The sequence below is a fragment of the Collinsella sp. BM28 genome, assembly GCF_054551995.1.
Genome location: NZ_JBTOLJ010000001.1, coordinates 892,878 through 910,028 on the forward strand (window position 1 = coordinate 892,878; position 17,151 = coordinate 910,028).

Genomic DNA, 17,151 nt, shown 5'->3' on the forward strand with positions numbered 1-17,151 from the left:
CGTAGGAGGAAGCGACTTCTCGTGAGAAAGAAAGGCGCCCCGGGATTCCGGAGCGCCTGATGCTTGCAAGCAAACGTTTGTCCAAAGAGGGGAGTGCTTAGGAGCGAGCCACCTTCTGGGCCTTGAGGCAGCTGGTGCACACGTTCATCTTGCGACGCACGCCGTTGACGACAACGTAGACGCGCTGGATGTTGGGACGGAACTTACGATTGGAGACGCGGTGGGAGTGGCTGATGGAGCGACCAGCAACAGGGTGCTTACCGCAGATTTCGCAAACTTTGGACATGTCAGTGACCCTTCTTAGGCGACCCGATTCGAGGTCGCGTGAACAAACAGCAATGTACTATACCATAGGAGGCGTCTTATGTGGGAAATCTTCACATAGGACAAATTCTGCGCCGCTATTACGACTCCGCAACCGGTCGATGGCATCTTAGCGGCAATGACTGACTCCTAATCGGTGCACTTACGAGTGCAATCTCTAATACACGATCCATTGCTCCATGCCTTGTCTTCGTCTAAGGATTGCCCAGTTGTGAGTGCGCATCAACTTGGCAATCAAACAGTCTCCTGCACGTAACGGAGTCATTTGTTATAGGTTACACGGGAATTGGCAATCTTTTCGTACGGCATATAAGTTCTACCGTCTAGCGATATGAAGATCAGCCCATCTTCATTGCTGGTATATGCAACATGGACTGTCGCATAAGGTTCACCGTCGTCGCTAGTCAACAGGTATATGTTCGGGTCACCAGTATTTGAAGTAACACCTTTTGTATAGCTGTCCTCTTCCGTTCGAGCCGCCCATGTCGTGAATTCCGTGTTATCGCTTCTTTCGAAGTATATGGATTGGCTCAAAGAGGATTCGTAAGCAAATGTTCCGGTTATATCAAAGCCTTCTTCCATTCTGTGGCACAGTTGACTTCTGGCATGCTTTTCGCCAATATACAACACCATTCCAATGGTCAGACATACCACGAGCGCTACAACGATGATTTGGAGAACGTGCTTTCTCATGCCGGGCTCCATTTCTGAAGGTGACATGATTTACGCGTTAACTACTTTGAAGTCACGTCCAGTGACTTCAGGATACGAGTGCAGGTGCGCGTAGACGCTTCTATTTCCATAGGCATCGATATAGTACGTGGTGTATGGTGTTGATGCATATTCAATATTTGCTTTTACCTTTTTTCGTCCCCCAGCAGGGATATTAACGATTATGCCAGGTGAACTTACGGCGCGAGCAAACGACATTGACACCCCAACAGCTCCGCCAAATGACAAGGGGAAGCTAAATGAGCTCCAACTGATGGCCCTCCTGTGAGTTCGACGTAGATGGAGCCTCCATTAGAGAAACTGTATCCATTCGCGGGTTGCCCACCTACAAATTGATACCCACTATTTGCATAGGTTACCGGGCCGTAAACATTCTCGTAGTAGGGGCGTCCACGGGCTGCTTTCGAATTACCAATGCTTTCGTTAAGCGACTGAATTAACTTATCCCCTTCCTTTTTTGCCTGCTCAAATATAACGGCCTCAAGTTCAGACCTAGTCAGATTGGCATGACCCTTAACGACAGCCAAACGACGGGAGTTGTTCGATGCCGAAGGAAGCGGAGCGTCCGATGCGTAGAGCGTGTCTGGAATAAGCATTGAGCCTGAAATGAGCCCCGCCGCCGCCAGCACCGATCTCCGTGTCAAGCTTGCTTCCCGAACGTTGACGTTCATAGTTACTCCCTTCCATTCCGAAGCAATTGGGCGCGCCTCTCTTATTACAAAACTACCCACTAAAAATGCGGCCTAACTACTCGATTTCGCCAATCGGCGAATGGAGGGTAGCTCGGGGCAATCGGCATACTCCATCTCTGTACAAATATCGTCGTTCACCCGCTTGCAGTAATTATGTTTCGACCGTACGCGGTGGGAAGAGATATACAATATTCCGATATGAATGCTCAGACCGCCTCTCTTGGAGTGCGTGCGGAAGGAGAATCCCATGACTGAACCGATCGCCGGGACCTTGAACGTCTCGAACGAGGTTATTGCCGATATCGCCGGCTACGCCGCCATGTCTTGCTACGGTGTGGTGGGTATGGCCGAGCAGCTGCAAGGCGCCGAAAGCGTGCGTCTGCTTGCCGGTCAACGCCTGCGCAAGGGTGTGTTGGTCACCGCCTCCGAGGATGGGCTCACGGTCGACCTCCATGTGGTCATCGAGGCCGGAGTCAACATGCGTTCCGTCAGCGAGAACCTCGCGAGTTCGGTCTCGTTCACTCTATCGGAGATCGCGCAGATCGATCCGGCCCAGCTCAAGATCGCCATCCACATCGACGGGATGAAATCCCGCCTCTAAGGTGCGCATTGTTCGCACAGACCTGCATTCACGAGACGAAAGTACCAGTAGAGATGATTGCAAAGACCATTCGCACCTGTTTTCCCATCGCGGTCGCGGCTGTCGCCGACAAGGCCGAGGAGATCAATAAGCTCAACGTGTTTCCCGTGCCCGACGGCGATACGGGCACCAATATGTCCCTTACGCTCCAATCTGTCGTTAAGGAGCTCGCGGCGCTTCCGGTCGACGCCGATATGGAGGTCATCGCCGGTGCCATCACCCATGGCTCCCTGATGGGGGCCCGCGGCAATTCCGGTGTCATTACTTCGCAGATTCTTCGCGGTGTCGCTGAGGGACTACACGATGCCGGAGAGCCCGTCGATGCTTCTGACATCGCCTCCGCATTCCGTCGTGCCGTCAAGGTTGCCTTCCAGGCCGTGCGCAAGCCTATTGAGGGCACGATCCTGACCGTCCTGCGGGATGTCTCCACTAAGGCGGACGAGTGCGAGAAGCGTCGTCTGTCCGTTGAAGAGACCCTCGATGCTCTGGTGGTCGAGGCCTATCAATCCGTCGCCCGTACGCCTGACCTGCTGCCCGTGCTCAAGGAGAACGGCGTGGTGGACTCGGGTGCGTTCGGCTTCGCGATCTTCCTCGAGAATTTCGTTGCCGCCGCCCTTGGGCGTACATCTAAAATCGAGGATTTTTCCGCGACCTTCGATGCTGATTCCGCCCGCGCCGGCGCCCTCGATCGCGTGAAGATCGAGGCGAACGACGACTGGGAGGGCTCCGAGTTCCGGTATTGCAACGAATTCCTCTTCAAGGCCGAGAAGCCCTTTGATGAGGATGAGGCTCTCAAGTTCCTCGGCTCCATGGGCGATTGCGAGCTCCTGGTGGGTGCCTATCCCGACTACAAGGTCCATGTCCATTCCAACACTCCGAACCTCGTGCTCGAGCACATGCTCCAGTTTGGCCAGATCTACGAGGTCTTCATCCATAACATGGACCTTGAGGTCGCCGAACGCACGGCGAAGATTCACGCCGACCAGGACGGTGCCGCCGAGCCCGCAAAGCCCCTTGGCTTCGTTGCCGTCGCCGCCGGGTCCGGCGAGGCGGAGATCCTCGAGTCCCTCGGCGTGGATGTCGTCGTTTCCGGTGGGCAGACGATGAACCCCTCCACCGCGGATCTGCTTGATGCCGTGGCGCGCGTGAATGCCGAGGCGGTCATCATCCTTCCTAACAACGGCAACATCCGCATGGCGGCGGAAGCTGCTGCAAGTGCGTGTGCGGACAAGAAGGTCTACGTCGTTCCCACCAAGACCGTTCCCCAGGCGTTCTCTGCGCTGTTCGCCGTCATGCCCGACGCTCCGGTCGAGGAGGTCGTCGAGGCCATGACCGAGGCTAAGTCCGAGGTTCGAGACGGTGAGGTCACCCGCGCGGTTCGCGACAGCCAGGCATCTGACGGTACGCCCATCCAAGACGGTGACGTCATGGGCATCATCTGCGATTCCATCGACATCGTCGGGTCTGACGTCAAGCAGGTCACGCTCGATTGCATCAACCGTATGATGGACGATGAAGAGGGCGACGCCCTGACCATCCTTGCCGGCGAGGAGCTTGACGATGAGGCCTTCCAGGAGATTATCGATGCCATTGAGGAGGCCCAACCCGACCTCGAGATCGACGCCCATCGCGGCGAGCAGCCGTTGTATCCGATCATCTTCTCCATCGAGTAGGCTTCATAGGAGATGGCAGACGTTTGCACCGTGTCGCGGGTCTCGGCCCGTCTTGCACGGACCTGTTCTGTGTCTGAGGACATCTCACGTTTGAAATATGTCTCGGGTGCGAGAGAGGAGGCCCTTCGCAGGCTCGGTATCGAGCGGGTGGGGGACCTCCTTCTACATATTCCGTTCAGGTATCTCGATTTCACTCATGCATTGTCCATTGAGATGGCACCGATCGGTGAGGTCTCCACGATTGTGGGCACCGTGGATTCCGTCGCCAACCGCCCCACTTCCAAGCGCGGTATGATCGTGACCGAGGTGTTCCTCGTCGATGCCTCGGGCGTCCTCAAGATCGCGTTTTTCAAACAACCTTGGATCGCGCGGGAGTTTGCGGTGGGGGATCGTGTGGCGGTTATCGGCAAAGTCGAGTTCGCCTATGGATTCAAGCAGATGACGTCGCCGCAGTACGAGCGGATTGAGGACGGGGGCGCGCAGGGTGCCATCCTCCCTGTGCATCGTGTTTGCGACGGCGTCTCTCAAGCCTGGATGCGCCGCTTGACATCGGTGGCCTTGGAGCGTGTCGGCGTCTTTTGCGATCCGGTTCCCGTTGGGTTGCGTGCGCGGCGTCGCCTGATGTCGCTCTCGCGCGCGGTGCGCTGCGCCCATTTTCCTCGCATCGTGCCGGAAGTCGACCTCGCTCGTCGCAGGTTTTCCTACGATGAGCTGCTCTATTTACAGTTGGCCCTGCGTCTGCGCAACGATACCAACCTTTTGGGCGTCCGCTCCATTCCGCATCTTGTGGGCGAGCATGTCGCGGCCGTGCGCGCAGCGCTTCCCTTTGAGCTTTCGAGCGAGCAAGACGTGGCGGTCAACGAGATCTTGGACGATATGGCGCGGGGCGATCGCGTGATGAATCGGCTCTTGCTCGGCGATGTGGGAACGGGCAAGACCGCCGTTGCGTGCTGTGCGCTCGGAGCCGTTGCCGACTCGGGCACCCAGGCGTGCGTCATGGCGCCCACGAGCGTCCTCGCTCGTCAATATGCCGTCAAGAGCGGACCTATCTTGGAGCGCGCTGGAATATCGTGGGGCCTCCTTACCGGCTCCACGCCCGCCGATGAGAGATCGGTTTTGTTGGACCGTCTGCGTCAGGGGGAAATCACGGTTTTATTCGGCACGCATGCGGTGCTCGGGGACGACGTGACGTTCAAACGGCTCAGCCTTGTCGTCATAGACGAGCAGCATCGGTTCGGCGTGGGTCAACGCAATACGCTGAGGGCAAAGGGGCCTGGGGCAGATTTGCTGGTGATGACGGCAACTCCTATTCCCCGTACCCTCGCGCTCTCGGTGTACGGCGATTTGGACACGAGTGTCATCAGGCATCGTCCCGTCCCGGGGGCGGGCGTATCCACGCAGGTGCTGGAGAGCTCCAGCCGCGATCTTGCGTACGGCGCGCTCCGCGACAGCCTTGCGCGGGGCAGGCAAGCGTATGTGATCTGCCCGATGGTGTCGCCGCAAGAGGGGGCTGATGAACTCGAGGACGTGCCCGGACTTGAGATCGATGAACACGGGCGCGCCCGTCAGGCAGTGACGCTGCATGATGTTGAGTCCGAATGCAAGAACATGCGAAGGCTGTTGCCAGATGTGCGTGTGGAGATGCTCCATGGCCATATGCCCGCTCGCCGCAAAGAGGAGGTCATCGATGCGTTCCGATCGGGCGATATCGATGTGCTCGTTGCCACGACCGTCGTTGAAGTGGGCGTTGATGTTCCGAACGCCACGATGATGATCGTCGAGAACGGGGAGCGGTTCGGCTTGGCGACGCTTCATCAGCTGCGCGGTCGCGTGGGCCGTGGCCCTATTCCCGGCAACTGCATGGTGCTCACGGAGGTCCGGTCAAAGCGCGGCGTCCGGTCGCCCGCGCTCGAACGACTCGAGGCGCTTGCTCGCACTTCTGACGGCTTCGAACTTGCCGAGATGGACTTGCGTCTTCGTCATGAGGGCGAGATCCTCGGCCTGAGGCAGCACGGCGGGGTCTCACTTCGTTTTGTCGATTTAGACGCCGATGTCGATCTGGTCGAGTACGCTCATGATGACGCGGAGGAGCTCCTCCGGTATTCGCGAGATCTTACCGCTAAGGCGACGATGCCGTTGCGCCATGAGGTCATTGCGCGATACGGAGATGTTTTCAAGGAGGTCAGTGGAGGATGAGAATCGTCGGAGGAGAGTGGCGCGGACGGCCCATCGAGTCGCCCCGTGGGCGTGACATCAGCCGCCCCACGACCGATCGCGTGCGCGAGGCTATCGCCTCAATGCTGGAAAGCGCCCTTGATGGGGGCGTCGAGGGCTCCCGCGTCCTCGATGCCTTTGCCGGGTCCGGAGCCCTGGGGCTGGAACTCCTCTCACGCGGGGCGTCTCATGTGACGTTCTTCGACCTCGATCGGGGTGCATCGGCGCTCGTGCAGCGCAATCTCGCCAAGCTTGGATGCGAGCGTGAGCGGGCGCGCGTTGTCGCCGGCGACGTGATTACGGCAGCGCGACGTGGCCGTATGCCCGGGGCTCCCTTCGACGTGGTGCTCATCGACCCGCCCTATGCACTGGGCACGAGCCCAGCGGAGAACCTCGTGAGCGCGCTCGCCTCCCGTGGCTTGCTGGCACACGGGGCGATCGCGCTCTTTGAAAGGATCTCGTCCACTCCTGCGCTTGTCCTCGAGGGCTTCGACACTCTTCGGGAAAAGCGTTACGGCCAGACCTGTATCGACCTCTTGAGATACCAGTGAGGAACCCATGACCAACACAATCCATCACGTGCTGGTGCCCGGCACCTTCGACCCCATAACGTACGGGCACATCGATGTCGTGCGGCGTGCCCTGAGGATCTGCCCCAAGGTGACGGTCGCCGTCGCCGAAAGCCTGGGCAAGAATGGGGTGGGGACCACCTTCACCCTTGCAGAACGCGTGGAGCTCGCGCGAACCGCCTTGCAGGGTCTCGAGGGCGTGGACGTCCTGCCGTTCACGGGCCTCCTGGTCGATTTCGCGGCTCAAGTGGGTGCCGGTGCCGTGGTCAAGGGCCTGCGTGCCATGACCGACTTCGAGTATGAGCTGCAGCAGGCGGATCTCAATTACCGTCTCGATTCCGACCTCGAGTCCATTTTCGTGATGAGCTCTCCTGAATACGGTTATCTTTCGAGTTCGGTCGTGCGCCAGATCGCTTCGTTTGGCGGGGACGTATCGGAGTTCGTTCCTCCCTGCGTCGCCAGTGCGCTGAAAGGGCGTTTTTCATAAACTACCTGCCGCAATAGTTGAAACGTGCATATGTGGTACCATAACGCGTTAGAGTGAAACAGCAGAAAGGAGCCCTTCATGCCGGTCGAGAACCTCCCGGGTGAGCGCATCGAGAGCCTTGTCGATGAGCTCGAGGGCATCATCGAGGAAGCGCGTCCTCCGTTCGGCAAGGGCGCCCAGCAAAAGATTATCGAGACCGATGTCTTCTTCAACATCCTCGATGAGATTCGCATGAGCTATCCCGAGGAGTGGCAGAAATCCCGTCGCATCCTTAAAGAGCGCGAGGAGTTGCTCGCCAGTGCCGCCGCTCAGGCTGATTCCATCATCGCCGATGCGCAGCAGCAGGCGCTCACCATCGCCTCTGAGCAGGAGATTGTGCGTTTGGCCCAGCAGCAGGCGGACGACATCCGCGATCGTGCCAACCAGTACGAGCGCGAGACCCGCTATGCTGCGGAAGATTACGCTGAGCAGGTGTTCACGCACCTTGAGGAGAATCTTAAGTCCCTCACCGGTACGGTCGCCCGTTGCCGCCAGCAGCTAAACGACAGCGCTGCCCAGGACCAGAACCAGGGCTGGTAACATGAGCTGCCTTGGTTCGGTCATGGTCGATTTGTCGGACAAGCTCGAGAATCCCGGTGAGTCCTATTCGTTTGCCGGTCATATCGACGCCGCTAGTTATTCGGTGGGAGACAAGGACCTTGCCTTGCCGCATGGCGCGTCGTTTGACGTTGTGTTCACGAACGCGGGCGACGGTATCCTGGTCACTGGCATGGTGCGAGCTGAGGTGACGGGCGCGTGCGATCGCTGTCTCGAGCCCGCATCCTTTGAGGTCGCCGGTGAGATCGAGGAATACTACCTGTTCGAGGAGCCCGAGGATCCCGACAGCTATGAAGATGGCTTTGAGCTCATCGGATCCGATCGAGTCGTCGATCTTGGCGATGCCATCTCTGATGCCGTGGTCATGGATACGCCGTTCGTCGTCTTGTGCCGCGAGGATTGCCGAGGGCTGTGTCCCACGTGCGGTGCAAACCTGAACGAGGGCGACTGTGGCTGCGCGGATGCCGCTCAAGAAGCCTGGGTTGCATCGGACGAGAATCCCTTCGCTGCCTTAAAGAATCTCAAGCTCGATTAGTCACCTATTCGTTTTTTGATGTTTTGTGTAACTCGGTGAATTCTGTTATTATCGTTGCTTGCGCGTAATCGCCGCCAGTTATGAGTTGTAAGGAAGGTCAACATGCCAGTACCTAAGCAAAAAAAGGGTCGCGCCAAGACGCACTCTCGTCGTTCGACGAACATGAAGATCAACGCTGCTTCCCAGTCCACCTGCCCTCGTTGCGGTGCTGTGAAGCTCCCGCATCATGTCTGCGGCAACTGCGGTTTCTATAAGGACCGCGAGGTCATCGTCGTCGAGTAAACTCGACTGGCGGTTACGTTGAGTTCATTATGGCCGGCTCCTAGAGTCGGCCATTTCTCTATCGGGGGGAACAACATGGATAAGGTTCGCGTGTGTGTTGATGCCGTTGGAGGCGACGAGAAGCCCGAGGTTGTGCTTGCCGGCATCGAGGCCGCGCTCGAGGCCGATGCGGACCTCGACGTGCTCGTTGCGGGTCCCGAGGAGGTTGTTGCGGGGTTCTGCTCTGCGCATGATCGAGCGGAGGCTCTCGTCGCGCCGGAGGTCATCACCATGGAGGATGACCCCATACAGGCAGTCATGACTCGTCGTAGGTCCTCAATCGTTCTTGGTTGTCGTGCGGTGAAAAAGGGGCAGGCGGACGGCTTTTTCTCCGCAGGATCGACGGGTGCCGTCACTGCTGCCGGCACGGCATACGTCACCCCTTTTAAGGTTGAGCTCGATGGTAGGCGCTCGGCGATTCGACCCTGCCTTACCAACGCCTTGCCCAATCGAGCCGGCGGCCTTACCGTCTTGTGCGATATGGGGGCAAATCCTGATGTTGAGCCCATGGATGTCGTTCGTTTCGCTCAAATGGGCGCAGCGTATGCGTCCTGTGTGTTGGGTATCGATGGGCCGCGCGTGGGTCTCCTTTCCAACGGTACCGAGGATCATAAAGGGAGCGCGTTCACGCAGTCGTGTTTTCCCCTTATGGCCGAGAACGTCGAAGGCTTCGCGGGCAACTGCGAGGGGACTGACCTCACGAGTGGGCATTTCGATGTCGTCGTTTGCGATGGCTTTGCCGGCAATGTCGCCCTTAAGTCCATTGAGGGCGCGGCTAAGTTCATGATGCAGGAGCTCAAGAGCGGCCTCATGTCCTCGTTTCGGGGGAAGGTCGCCGCGCTTCTCATGAAGCCTGTTTTGCGTGGCCTCAAGCGCAAGCTGAGTGGTGATGCGAAGGGCGGTGCGGTGCTCTTGGGCCTTCGCGGTGTGGTGATGATCGGTCATGGCGCCACGAGCGTCGAGGCGGTTAAGAACGGCACGCTTGCCTGTGCCGCCGCGGCGCGCCAAGGGCTCGTCGATCGCGTGGCCGATTCCATGGGGGCCGTGGCCTAACAAAATCCCTTCGCCGTGCTCCCATGGCACGCAAAGCAGATGATCACTGGATCAAGGCGTCTCCGCTGACGGCGAGGGCGCGGCTTTGCTGTGTGTGCCGCCTTCGCTTAGGGTAAAATCATTTTCATATGTGGATGGACGACACCCGTGTGTCGTCCAAAGAGAAAGGGGCAGTGCCATGGCACTCGATCGCGCCGAGATTTTCGATAAAGTTTGCGATATCGCCGCCGACGTCCTCGGCGTCGAGGCCGGTGAGCTTTCCGAGGCCACCACGTTCGACGACCTCGATGCCAACTCCCTCGATCGTCTCCAGCTCGTGACCGCCATGGAAGACGAGTTCGACATTGAGATCGATGACGATAAGCTCATGGCCATCAACTCCGTCGCCGAGGCGATCGATGCCATCGAGCAGACCTTGGAGGCCTAGATCTTGTCCATTCGCGAGAAGCTCGATCGCGCGCAGGAGATCTGCGGGCATCAATTCAACGACATCTCGCTGCTGCGCAGCGCGGTCACGCATCCCTCAGCTGTTGAGGGGGAGCCCGTCTCGGCCTCGTATGAACGACTCGAGTTCCTAGGTGACTCCATTTTGGGCGCCGTTGTCGCCGTTTCCCTCTTTCAGACCTATACGGACTTTGACGAGGGCAAGCTCACGCGCCTCAAGGTGTCCCTCGTCTCAGGCACAACGCTTTCCGATGTGGGCCTTGAGCTCGGCATCGACAAGGTGATCATCCTGGGAGCCTCTGAACAGGGGACTGGCGCCCGCGGTATGCATTCCGCGCTCGAGAACGTCTACGAGGCCTTGGTGGGGGCACTGTACCTCGATGGCGGTTGGAGTGTGGCGGAAACATTCATCATGCGTACGCTCAAACCACACCTGGCGACCGAGCGCGCTGAGCACCCCACCAATCCCAAGAGCTTTTTGCAGGAGTGCGTGCAGTCCGATCACATGGAGACGCCGTCTTATAAGGTTGTTGGAGAAGAGGGGCCCGCGCATGAGCCCACGTTCACCGCAATCGCCTTGGTCGATGGTATCCGTCGTGGCCGCGGCACCGGTTCCTCGAAGAAAGAAGCGGAAGCTGCCGCAGCCCTCGATGCGCTTGATCGCATGGGATACACCACAAATGGCGTTATCCTCAAGAAGAAGCTCGGATAGCGAGGCCCCGTGTACCTTAAGTCGCTCACCCTCAAGGGTTTCAAATCGTTTGCCGATCGCGCTCAGATGACCTTCGAACCTGGGCTCACGGTTATCGTTGGTCCCAATGGTTCGGGCAAATCGAACGTCTCTGATGCCATCTTGTGGGTTCTGGGCGAGCAGAGCGCCAAGCAGCTGCGCGGGCAGGCCATGGAGGACGTTATCTTCTCGGGCTCGTCTGCGCGTAAACCGGTGGGTGTTGCCGAGGTGACGCTCGTGCTCGATAATTCCGATCACGTGCTTCCCGTCGATTTCAACGAGGTCGCCATCACGCGGCGCATGTACCGCTCGGGTGAGAGCGAGTACCTCATCAATTCCAGTCCGTGTCGCCTGATGGACATTCAGGATATCTTGCATGACTCCGGCTTAGGCAAGGACACGCACTCCATCATCTCCCAGGGCAAGCTTGATGCGATTTTGCAGAGCCGCCCCGAGGAGCGGCGGAGCCTTATCGAAGAGGCCGCCGGTATTTCCAAGCACAAACGCCGCAAGGAACGCGCCCTGCGCAAGATCAAGAGCATGGATGAACATCTCACGCGTGCGCGCGACATAAACCGTGAGATCTCCCGTCAACTCAAGCCGCTCGAGCGGCAGGTTGATCGCGCTCGAAAATACAAGGACCTCTCGAGCAGGGCGACCGAGCTCACACAGGTCCTTGCCGTCGACGAGCTTCGTCAGCTCCAGGCCCAATGGGCGGATCTCGAGTCGTCCTCGCGCGAGAGCGCTGCGGCCCTCGAGCTCGCCCGCTACCGCCTAGGCGAAAAGGAGCGCGAGCTCGAGAAGCTCCAGGTCATGCTCGAGGAAAAAGGGCTGTTCGTTGGTGACCTTGGTGAACAGCGCCGTCATATGCAGGATATCGTCGGGCGAATCGGTTCTGATATGCGTTTGCTCGAGGAGAAGGGGCGTAATATGGTCGCGCGCCTCTCCGAGATGCGTGGCACCCTTTCCGGCTCCGAACACCAACGGCGACGAACGGTGGAGGAGCTTTCCGACATCAACCGGCAACTTGATGAGGAGCGTGCGACGGCCACCGTGGCTGCAGAGGACGTTGCCGCCCTTGAGCCTGCCGCCGATGAGCTCCACGCGCGACGAATCGAGCTTGGTGAGGTTATCACCGCGCTCACGCGGGAGCAGCGTGAGGTCCAGCGAACGTCTGATGGTGCCGCCCTCGAACTCGTCAAGGTTAAGGAGACGCTTTCCAACGCCGAGCTCGAGGATGATATGTATGCCCGTCGCCTTGAACAGGTCGATGACGAGGCCGATGAGCTGCGTGCTTCTCTGGCCCATCGCCGCGATCGTGCCGACGAGCTCGTCGCGGAGCTGGATGACGCCCGCACGGCACGACAGGAGGCTAAAGATGCCCTTGACGCGGCAATCGCAGCTCTCGCGGATTTGCGGGAAAAAGAGGCTCAGACGCGTGAGAAGCTCGCCGACGTCCGTTCTGAGCTTTCGGGACTCAGGAAGGTCGATGCGAGCCTGAGTGACTCCTCGCCCCTTGCCGCTCGTGTGGTGAGCAACCACCCCGAGTCCATTGCGGGGCGTTTGGGTGATGTCATCGAAGCCCCCGTCGAGCTTGAGCCCCTCGTCGAGCAGTTGCTTGCGGGGGACATCGATGCGCTCGTCTGCATGGACGGCGATGCGCTTGCCCGTGCTGCGTCGTTCGCCCTTGGCCAGAAGGATGCATCTGGTGAGGCTCTTCTGCTTGCGCGAGATGTTACTGCTTCGGACCGGCACCAGGGTGCCGCAGGTTATCGCTTGGTCGAGCGCCTTCAGGTGCGCGAGGGCTACGCTCCCGCCGTCGCCGCTTTGCTCGGTCACGTCTATGTGGTCGATTCCCTTGACGATGCGCTGTCGGCTCCCATCGTTTCCGGCGTGCTTTACGTGACGCCCGACGGCGCTCGCGTGCGTGATGGGGGTGTGGTTCGCTTGGGCGCCACGAGCGGGGGTGCCGCCGGCTCACTTGAGCGCAAGCGCCGCATTCGCGAACTCGAGGGATTCGAGCCTGATTTGCTTGCCGTCTTCGACCATGCCGTTGAGCGCGTTGGTGAGGCCACCGAGGCTATTGAGGAGGCCCGCACGGTCGAGGGTAACGCCGCGGGAACGATTTCGCGCCTCGAAGGAGAGCATGCCTCGCTCTTGTCTGAGATCGGGCGTATGGAACATTCTCTTTCGGTCAAGCTCGGCGAGCGTGCTAATCTCGCCAAGCGCCGCGAGGAGGCGGCGGTCGCCGTGCGCGATGCGCAACCGCGGGTCGACGAGCTCACGACGGTTCGCGATGATTCGCTTGCGCGCCTGGATGAGCTTTCGCGGCAGATTGACGAGGCACAAGACGACCTCGAGCGCGTACGCCGAGATGACGCCGAGGCCGGTTCGAAGCTCGCAGACGCCAAGGTGCGTTTGGCCCGCGCAAACGAGCGCGTGAAGAGCCTCTCGGCACGTGCTCCCGAACTCGAGCGTAGACTTGAGGGTATAGACCGTCGTATTCGCGGCACCGAGCAGTCTGCCCGCTCCCTTGAGGTTCTCCGTTTGCGCGTCGATCCCCTGCATGACCGGTATCAAGCGCTTTCAGAGCGTGCCATGGACTGGGCGGCGCGCCTGCGAGACCGTGCATCGCTGGAGGAGGCCGATTCGGCGTCGCTCAAGCGCACGATCGAAGATGCCAAGTGCGAGGTCTCGCGCGCGAAGGTCGAAGTCGATTTGGCCACCGCCGCGGTGAATGAGGCGAAGGTGTCTCGTGGCAAGCTCGAGGTGCAAGTCGAGGCGGCCGTACGTGCCATCACCGCCGATGGCACCACGGTCTTGGAGGAGGCGTTGCAGCTCCCCGCGCCCGATGACCGTGCCGCCGCCGAGCGCGAGCTCAACGACCTTGTTCGCCAGATCAACAACCTCGGTCCGGTCAATCAGGTCGCGATGGAGGAGTACGAGACGCTCAAGACGCGCGCCGACTACATCGCCCGTCAACTCGAGGATCTTGAGGGTGCCCGCAAGGCGCTCACCAAGATCACGGCGGCAATCGATCGCAAAATGCGCACGAGCTTCCTCACCACCTTCGAGAAGGTCGACGAGAACTTCCGCGAGGTATTCGAAATGCTCTTCCCGGGTGGACAGGCTCATCTGGAGATGACCGATCCCGAGCACCCTGCCGAGACCGGTATCGAAGTCGTCGCGCAGCCACGGGGTAAGCGCATCACGAAGATGATGCTCATGAGCGGCGGCGAGAAGTCGTTGACTGCGCTTGCGCTCCTCTTTGCCGTCTACCGCACTCGTACGGTGCCGTTCTACGTTCTTGACGAGGTCGAGGCCGCCTTGGACGATTCGAATCTCTCCAAGCTCATCGGTGCCATCGACTACCTGCGTACGTCGACGCAGCTGCTCGTCATCTCGCATCAACGTCGCACCATGGAGGACGCCGACGTGTTGTATGGTGTCTCCATGCAGGCCGACGGCGTAAGCCGTGTGGTCAGCCAGAAACTCGATCGAGAAACCGGAAAGGTCGTGAATGCATAATGGGTCTCTTCGATTCCCTCAAGCGCGGTCTCGAGCGTAGCCGCGAGGCCTTGAATGAGGTCTTTTATTTCGGCGGCGAGGTGGACGAGAGCTTTTGGGAGGAGCTTGAGGACACCCTCGTCATGGGTGACATGGGTGGCGAGATTGCGATGCGCGTCACGGATGATTTGCGCGAGACCGCTGCTCGGAAGAATTTGAAGACCGCCGAGCAACTCCGTGGGGCGCTCGCTGAGCGGCTCAGCGAGTTTTTCGTCGAGCCCGCGTTGGATATCTTTGACGATACCCCCAGCTGCGTCCTATTTGTCGGCATCAACGGCGCCGGCAAGACCACGACGGTCGGGAAAATCGCGAGTGCGGAGGCGCATGCCGGCAAAAATGTGGTTATTGGCAGCGCCGACACGTTCCGAGCAGCCGCCATCGAGCAGCTCGATGTGTGGGGGCAGCGCGCAGGGGTTCCGGTTATCAAGCGCGATCGCGGCTCCGATCCCGCGAGTGTGTGCTACGACGTTCTCGATGAGGCCGACAAGCGCGGCAGTGACCTGGTGCTCATCGACACCGCCGGCCGTTTGCACTCGAGCCCCGAGCTCATGCGCGAGCTCGCCAAGGTCGTGAAAGTGACCCGCAAGCGCGCCGAGGCGTGCAGCTCTGGCCCCATGCCCGTCCATGTGGTGCTTGTAATCGATTCCGCTACCGGCCAAAACGGCCTTTCCCAGGCCCAGGAATTCAACGAGTCGCTCGGGCTGGACGGTATCATCATGACCAAGCTTGACGGCACGGCGAAGGGCGGCATCGCATTGGCCGTTGCCGAGCAGCTCAAGCTTCCCATCTACCGCATCGGCGTGGGCGAACAAGTCGAGGACCTCAAGCGCTTCGACGCGCGCGCCTTCTGTCGCGCCCTGGTGGGACTGGAAGATTAGGTTAACGAATCCCCGCGTCTTCCCCTGATGGGCACCTTGCCGCTCAGCTGCGAGCTTACGTACGTTAGTACGCTGCGCTCTTGCTTCGTGGCAATCTGCTCCATCAGGAAAAGACGTCTCAGTACTTGTTAGAGCTAGAAAGAGAGAGATACATGGCTGCATTTGGTTCGTTGTCCGACCGCCTCGCCGATACATTCGACCGCTTGCGCGGTAAGGGCAAACTCACTGAGGCCGATATCAACGTGGCCATGCGTGATATTCGCATGGCACTGCTCGAGGCGGACGTCAACTACCGCGTGGTGAAGGACTTCGTCACGCGCACGAAGGAGCGCTGCCTCACTGCCGAGGTCATGGAGTCGCTCACGCCTGCGCAGAACGTCGTCAAGATCGTGCTCGATGAGCTCACCGAGCTGCTGGGCGGCACCGAGAGCAAACTCGTGCTCTCCAGCCGCATTCCGAACGTGATTATGCTCGTCGGACTTCAGGGTTCCGGTAAGACCACGGCGGCCGTTAAACTCGCCTACATGCTTAAAAAGCAGGGTAAGAGCCCTCTGCTCGCCGCGTGCGACGTCTATCGTCCCGCCGCCGCCGACCAGCTGGCGACCCTCGGCGGTGAAATCGGCGTGCCCGTCTTCCGTGGGGACGGTGTTCATCCCGTCGAGATCGCCCGTGCTTCCATTCGCGAGGCGGTCGACACCATGCGCGATGTGGTCATCGTCGACACCGCCGGTCGCCTGCAAATCGACGAGCAGATGATGCAGGAAGCCGTCGACATCAAGCGTGCGGTCAAGCCCGACCAGGTTCTCATGGTGGTCGACGCCATGACCGGCCAGGACATCGTCAACGTGGTCTCCACCTTCGCGGAGCGCACTGACTTCGACGGTGTCATTATCTCCAAGCTCGACGGTGACGCCCGCGGCGGTGGAGCCCTCTCCGTGCGTGAGGTGACTGGCAAGCCCATCAAGTTCGTCTCCATGGGCGAGAAGCCTGATTCCCTCGAGGTGTTCAACCCCGAGCGCATGGCAAAGCGCATCCTCGGCATGGGCGACGTCATTGGAATTATAGAGAAGGCTCAGGAGGCCGCAACGGCCGAGCAGCTCGCATCTGCGGAGCGCATGCTTCGTGACGGCTTCACCATGGATGACATGCTCGAGCAGATGAAGGCCGTCAAGAAGATGGGCGGCATGAAGGGTATCCTCGGCATGCTCCCCGGCGGCCAGCGCGCCCTCAACCAGATGGGCGGCGACCTCGACGAGAAGGTCTTCGACCGTAACGAGGCCATCATCCTGTCCATGACGGCAGAGGAGCGCCGTCGCCCCTCCATCATCAACGGCCAGCGTCGCGCCCGCATCGCCCGCGGTTGCGGTCTTACACCCACCGACGTCAACGCCCTCATGAAGCAGTGGGGCGAGATGAACAAGATGATGGGAAAGGTGCGCGCCATGGCGCAACAGCAAGGCGTCGGCAAGAAGGGCAAGAAGGGGAAAAAGGGCAAAAAGATGCGTATGCCCGGCGTCCCCGGCATGGGTGGCATGAACATGAACCAGCTCATGAATCAAATGGGCGGCATGCCCGGCATGGGCGGCGGCATGTCCGACATGGAGAAGCTCATGCAGATGAACGAGCAGTTCAGGCGGAAGTAACATCCTTTTCGTCAACTCGATCTGCGCCCGGCCTTATATACGCTACGGAGTG

The 17,151-nt window shown here is 59.7% G+C and carries 17 protein-coding genes; 14 read left to right on the forward strand and 3 right to left on the reverse strand.

Annotation, left to right across the window (positions count from 1 at the left end; translation table 11 throughout):
* Positions 1-97 precede the first annotated feature (97 nt).
* From rpmB to ACX9NZ_RS03770, 3 genes are all read right to left on the reverse strand, one after another.
* Positions 98-286 (reverse strand): 50S ribosomal protein L28, encoded by a 189-nt coding sequence (gene rpmB, locus ACX9NZ_RS03760; protein ID WP_006721280.1) that lies wholly within the window; start codon positions 284-286, stop codon positions 98-100.
* 299 nt (positions 287-585) lie between these two features.
* The gene (locus tag ACX9NZ_RS03765) at positions 586-1,017 is read right to left on the reverse strand and encodes a hypothetical protein (RefSeq protein ID WP_118653797.1); all 432 of its coding nucleotides are present in this window, start codon (positions 1,015-1,017) and stop codon (positions 586-588) included.
* A 215-nt stretch (positions 1,018-1,232) separates the two neighbouring features.
* Positions 1,233-1,727 (reverse strand): hypothetical protein, encoded by a 495-nt coding sequence (locus ACX9NZ_RS03770; RefSeq protein WP_407496433.1) that lies wholly within the window; start codon positions 1,725-1,727, stop codon positions 1,233-1,235.
* Between the two features lie 268 nt (positions 1,728-1,995).
* Between ACX9NZ_RS03770 and ACX9NZ_RS03775 the strand changes: the two genes are divergently transcribed.
* The 14 genes from ACX9NZ_RS03775 to ffh all read left to right on the forward strand — a co-directional run bounded on the left by ACX9NZ_RS03775 (position 1,996) and on the right by ffh (position 17,099).
* On the forward strand, positions 1,996-2,349 hold the full coding sequence (locus ACX9NZ_RS03775) for an Asp23/Gls24 family envelope stress response protein (protein WP_199588904.1): 354 nt from the start codon (positions 1,996-1,998) through the stop codon (positions 2,347-2,349).
* 53 nt (positions 2,350-2,402) lie between these two features.
* A complete protein-coding gene (locus ACX9NZ_RS03780) occupies positions 2,403-4,061 on the forward strand; it encodes a DAK2 domain-containing protein (protein ID WP_118653798.1) in 1,659 nt (552 codons plus the stop codon).
* A gap of 12 nt (positions 4,062-4,073) precedes the next feature.
* Positions 4,074-6,257, forward strand: coding sequence for an ATP-dependent DNA helicase RecG (locus ACX9NZ_RS03785; RefSeq protein ID WP_118653799.1), 2,184 nt, complete (start codon positions 4,074-4,076; stop codon positions 6,255-6,257).
* Positions 6,254-6,826 carry a 16S rRNA (guanine(966)-N(2))-methyltransferase RsmD gene (gene rsmD / locus ACX9NZ_RS03790; protein WP_294123388.1) on the forward strand — a complete coding sequence of 191 codons (573 nt, stop codon included), beginning with the start codon at positions 6,254-6,256 and terminating at the stop codon, positions 6,824-6,826. The genes ACX9NZ_RS03785 and rsmD overlap by 4 nt, the downstream gene beginning before the upstream one ends.
* 7 nt (positions 6,827-6,833) lie before the next feature.
* On the forward strand, positions 6,834-7,331 hold the full coding sequence (gene coaD, locus ACX9NZ_RS03795; protein ID WP_118653801.1) for a pantetheine-phosphate adenylyltransferase: 498 nt from the start codon (positions 6,834-6,836) through the stop codon (positions 7,329-7,331).
* Positions 7,332-7,409: 78 nt separating this feature from the next.
* A complete protein-coding gene (locus ACX9NZ_RS03800) occupies positions 7,410-7,910 on the forward strand; it encodes an ATP synthase subunit B family protein (RefSeq protein ID WP_407496436.1) in 501 nt (166 codons plus the stop codon).
* A 1-nt stretch (position 7,911) separates the two neighbouring features.
* Positions 7,912-8,463 carry a YceD family protein gene (locus ACX9NZ_RS03805; RefSeq protein WP_407496438.1) on the forward strand — a complete coding sequence of 184 codons (552 nt, stop codon included), beginning with the start codon at positions 7,912-7,914 and terminating at the stop codon, positions 8,461-8,463.
* Positions 8,464-8,565: 102 nt separating this feature from the next.
* Positions 8,566-8,745 (forward strand): 50S ribosomal protein L32, encoded by a 180-nt coding sequence (gene rpmF / locus ACX9NZ_RS03810; protein ID WP_039910269.1) that lies wholly within the window; start codon positions 8,566-8,568, stop codon positions 8,743-8,745.
* Positions 8,746-8,820: 75 nt separating this feature from the next.
* Positions 8,821-9,837 (forward strand): phosphate acyltransferase PlsX, encoded by a 1,017-nt coding sequence (gene plsX, locus ACX9NZ_RS03815; protein ID WP_302741736.1) that lies wholly within the window; start codon positions 8,821-8,823, stop codon positions 9,835-9,837.
* Positions 9,838-10,015: 178 nt separating this feature from the next.
* Complete coding sequence (locus tag ACX9NZ_RS03820) at positions 10,016-10,264, forward strand: phosphopantetheine-binding protein (RefSeq protein WP_118653805.1); 249 nt, start codon at positions 10,016-10,018, stop codon at positions 10,262-10,264.
* 3 nt (positions 10,265-10,267) lie between these two features.
* The gene (gene rnc / locus ACX9NZ_RS03825; protein WP_302741737.1) at positions 10,268-10,993 is read left to right on the forward strand and encodes a ribonuclease III; all 726 of its coding nucleotides are present in this window, start codon (positions 10,268-10,270) and stop codon (positions 10,991-10,993) included.
* 9 nt (positions 10,994-11,002) lie between these two features.
* Complete coding sequence (gene smc, locus ACX9NZ_RS03830; RefSeq protein WP_118653807.1) at positions 11,003-14,539, forward strand: chromosome segregation protein SMC; 3,537 nt, start codon at positions 11,003-11,005, stop codon at positions 14,537-14,539.
* Positions 14,539-15,456 carry a signal recognition particle-docking protein FtsY gene (gene ftsY / locus ACX9NZ_RS03835; protein ID WP_407496442.1) on the forward strand — a complete coding sequence of 306 codons (918 nt, stop codon included), beginning with the start codon at positions 14,539-14,541 and terminating at the stop codon, positions 15,454-15,456. Before smc ends, ftsY begins: the two co-directional genes overlap by 1 nt.
* 152 nt (positions 15,457-15,608) lie before the next feature.
* The gene (gene ffh, locus ACX9NZ_RS03840) at positions 15,609-17,099 is read left to right on the forward strand and encodes a signal recognition particle protein (protein WP_407496444.1); all 1,491 of its coding nucleotides are present in this window, start codon (positions 15,609-15,611) and stop codon (positions 17,097-17,099) included.
* The last annotated feature ends 52 nt before the right edge of the window (positions 17,100-17,151 follow it).